Genomic DNA, 3,389 nt, shown 5'->3' on the forward strand with positions numbered 1-3,389 from the left:
CGGCGTCGGCGGAGCGCTCCGCCGGGTCGTCGCCGCACGGGTCGGTGTGCCACTCGCCGAACGGGTCGGCGTAGTCCGCCCAGGCCTGCTCGCCCGCGGCCAGCTCGTCATCGGTCAGCAGGGCGTGGCGGAGGGCGTGGGCGATGTCCTGCGGGTTGGCCTCGTGGGCGATCACGACCAGCTCCTGCATCCGGTCGCCGTAGTAGTCGTCCCAGCTCAGCGAGGCCCTGACCTGACGTTCGGCGGAAACCTCGGCCCACTGCGCGGATTCCAGCGAGGCCAGCCACGGACCGCCGTGCGCGATGCCGAGCCCGCCGCCGGCGGACTCGATCCACAGCGCCACGTCCGGCTGGCTGGCCACCCAGACCCGGCCGCGGGTGCGCACGACACCGTCGAGCAGCACGTCGATCGCCTCGTGCAGGCGCTCCGGGTGGAACGGCCTGCGCTCCTCGAACAGCACCGTCGACACCCCGGCATCGGTCTCCAGCGACGGTTGGCCGCGCAGCAACTGCCCGTGCGGCCCGTCGATCTCACCTCGCCGCGCGCCAGCCGGGATCCGCCCCAGCAGCGCGGTGACGTCCAGGGCCTCGCGCAAATTCAATGGAAATCGGACGCCCGATTTCCATTGAATTTGCGTGACCGGAGCCGTCGGGGTGAGCCGGGCGATCACGGCTTCGGTGCGCACCTGGGTCCAGCGGTCGTCGGCTTCGCCGAGCATCACGACGGCGTCGGCGAACTCGACCTGGCCGACCGCGACCTGGGCCACCGTCCGCTCGTCGTCGGGACTGCCGCCGATACCGCGCTCGACCAGCTCGTCCTCGCCGGTCGCATCGGCCAGCCAGGTCGCCGCGTCGACCGCGGTGATCACGGCTTCGACGCGGACGTCGGTGATCAGCGGGCGACCGTCCACCTCGACGTGCTGGAGCGCCCAGCAGATCATGTCCGGTTCGAGGGCCGAGTCGAGCTGCACGACGATCCTGCTCACGTCCGGTGCGGCGGTGAGCCTGCGCAGCAGCGGCAGCAGGTCTTCCCGCAAGGTGCAGGACACGCAGCCGTGCGCCAGCTCCAGCACCTCGACCTGCTCGGAACCTCCGTGGCGGATCAGGCGCCGGACCACGCCTTGGGCGACTTCGCGCAGGTCGTGGTGCACGAGCGCGGTGCCGGCCGGCTCGTCGCGGCGCACCGCCTCGGCGGTCGACGCGACCTGGTCCGCGCGGATCCCGGCGACCGCGATCAGCGGTGTCCGGCGGTCGGACTGGGTTTCCATCCCCACCTCAATCGACAACGGTTTTCATCTACGTCGACCACACGGTACCCTCGTCCGAGCCATAATGAAAATGGATGTCATTATCGAGAGGAAGGTCATGTCCGTCCGCTGCCAGGTGACCGGGATGCGCCCCGGTTACGGCAACCAGGTCTCCCACTCCCACCACCGCACCCGCCGGCGCTGGCTGCCCAACGTCCAGCGCAAGCGCTACTGGCTGCCCACCGAGGGCCGCTGGATCCGGCTGCGGGTGTCGACCAAGGGGATGAAGACGATCGAGAAGCGCGGCATCGAAGCGGTCGTCGCCGAGATGCGCGCCCGAGGAGAACGATTCTGATGGCCAAGAGCACCGACACCCGCCCGGTGATCAAGCTGCGGTCCACCGCGGGCACCGGTTTCACCTACGTGACGACCAAGAACCGCCGCAACGACCCGGACCGGATGGTCCTGCGCAAGTTCGACCCGGTCGCGCGCAAGCACGTGGAGTTCCGCGAAGAGCGGTAGCGGGCTCGTGAGCACTTTGGGGTGCCATAGCGCCCCGAAGTACTCACGACCACCTACCAGGCAGAGCACGAGAGGGAGGGCCAGTGGCCAAGAAGTCGAAGATCGCCCGCAACGAGCAGCGGCGGGCGGTCGTGGCGCGGTTCGCCGAGCGGCGGGCCGAGCTGAAGAAGATCATCGCCGCGCCGGGCAGCAGCCCCGAGGAGCGCAGCGCGGCCCAGCAGGAGCTGCAGCGGCAGCCGCGGAACGCGAGTCCGGTCCGGGTGCGGAACCGGGACGCCGTCGACGGGCGGCCCCGCGGCTACTTCCGCAAGTTCGGGGTGTCCCGGGTGCGGCTGCGCGAGCTCGCGCACTCCGGTGAACTGCCCGGCGTGACGAAGTCGAGCTGGTGAGCCGTGCCCCAACCAGACCGCCGCAATGTCCGCCGCAAGCCCAACCTGCTCCAGCGCGAAGGGGTCGTCGAGGTCGACTGGAAGGACACCGCGCTGCTGCGCAAGTTCGTGTCCGACCGGGGCAAGATCCGCTCCCGCCGGGTCACCGGCTTGACCGTGCAGGAGCAGCGGGAGGTCGCCAAGGCGATCAAGAACGCCCGCGAGATGGCGCTGCTCCCCTATCCGAGCGGCCGCAAGTAGTCCGACCGGGGGTGGCGGTTCGGCCCGATGCCGCCACCCCCGTCCGCTCGCGGCGACCCGCCGTGCACCATGATCGCGATGACGATCACCGGAAGCCCCCAGTTGACCGACACCGTCCCCGCCGCCGACCTCTACGAGGTCATCAACCGCCGCCGCGACGTGCGCCGCGAGTTCACCGGCGCCGAGATCCCCGAGCCGGTCCTGCGCCGCGTGCTCACCGCCGCGCACAGCGCACCCAGCGTCGGGCTGTCCCAGCCCTGGGACTTCGTGCTGGTCCGCGACCAGTCCACCCGCCGCGCCTTCCGCGAGCACGTGCTCGCCGAGCGCAGCGTGTTCGCCTCGCAGCTCGACGAGGAGCGCGCCGGAACGTTCTCCAAGATCAAGGTCGAGGGCATCGCGGAGTCCTCGCTGGGCATCGCGGTCACCTACGACCCCGATCGCGGCGCGCCCCAGGTGCTCGGCCGCCACGCGATCGCCGACGCCGGCCTGTACTCGGTGTGCCTGGCCATCCAGAACCTGTGGCTGGCCGCCACCGCCGAGGGCCTGGGCGTCGGCTGGGTCAGCTTCTACCGCGAGGAGTTCCTGCGCAGGTTGCTGGGTATTCCGACCGGTGTGCGCCCGGTCGCGTGGTTGTGCGTGGGTCCGGTGCGTTCCCTCGCCGACGTGCCCGATCTGGAGCGACACGGGTGGCGGCAGCGGCTCCCGCTGGAGCAGGTCGTCCACTACGAGAAGTACGGGCACGGGCGCAGCCGGTAACGTGTAATCCGGCACGACGGCACCGGCACGCGAATCCAGGACGGTGCGCTCCTTTGCGAGGAAGCGGTGCAGCACGATGACCCACTGATGGTCGGCTACATCCCGGCCCAGGACCGCAAGGCGCGGTCATAGCTTGAAGCTGGCCGCTTCGCCGAATCCGACGCGGCCTTCGACATGGTAATCTCGGTCGGAGCCAACCCTGTCGAAGAGAAGTGGGACCGGTCGGCCAGATCGGA

The 3,389-nt window shown here is 70.3% G+C and carries 6 protein-coding genes; 5 read left to right on the top strand and 1 reads right to left on the bottom strand.

Going from position 1 to position 3,389, the window contains the following annotated elements:
• On the bottom strand, positions 1 to 1,267 hold a 1,267-nt coding region (gene mrf / locus ABTZ89_RS37215), incomplete at its 3' end, for a ribosome hibernation factor-recruiting GTPase MRF (protein ID WP_351053857.1).
• Positions 1,268 to 1,364: 97 nt separating this feature from the next.
• Between mrf and rpmB the strand changes: the two genes are divergently transcribed.
• The 5 genes from rpmB (at position 1,365) to bluB (ending at position 3,153) form a co-directional block, all read left to right on the top strand.
• Entirely contained in the window at positions 1,365 to 1,601 is a 237-nt protein-coding gene (gene rpmB / locus ABTZ89_RS37220; protein ID WP_270948581.1) for a 50S ribosomal protein L28, read from the top strand.
• Positions 1,601 to 1,768, top strand: a complete 168-nt coding sequence (gene rpmG, locus ABTZ89_RS37225; protein ID WP_270948580.1) for a 50S ribosomal protein L33 — start codon at positions 1,601 to 1,603, stop codon at positions 1,766 to 1,768. The genes rpmB and rpmG overlap by 1 nt, the downstream gene beginning before the upstream one ends.
• Positions 1,769 to 1,851: 83 nt before the next feature.
• On the top strand, positions 1,852 to 2,157 hold the full coding sequence (rpsN, locus tag ABTZ89_RS37230; protein ID WP_270948579.1) for a 30S ribosomal protein S14: 306 nt from the start codon (positions 1,852 to 1,854) through the stop codon (positions 2,155 to 2,157).
• Positions 2,158 to 2,160: 3 nt separating this feature from the next.
• On the top strand, positions 2,161 to 2,397 hold the full coding sequence (gene rpsR / locus ABTZ89_RS37235; protein ID WP_270948578.1) for a 30S ribosomal protein S18: 237 nt from the start codon (positions 2,161 to 2,163) through the stop codon (positions 2,395 to 2,397).
• A 78-nt stretch (positions 2,398 to 2,475) separates the two neighbouring features.
• Positions 2,476 to 3,153, top strand: a complete 678-nt coding sequence (bluB, locus tag ABTZ89_RS37240; protein WP_270948577.1) for a 5,6-dimethylbenzimidazole synthase — start codon at positions 2,476 to 2,478, stop codon at positions 3,151 to 3,153.
• Positions 3,154 to 3,389 lie beyond the last annotated feature (236 nt).

Origin of the sequence: Saccharopolyspora sp. NPDC002686 (assembly GCF_040295745.1) — a bacterium.
GTDB classification, from domain to species: Bacteria; Actinomycetota; Actinomycetes; order Mycobacteriales; family Pseudonocardiaceae; genus Saccharopolyspora; species Saccharopolyspora oryzae.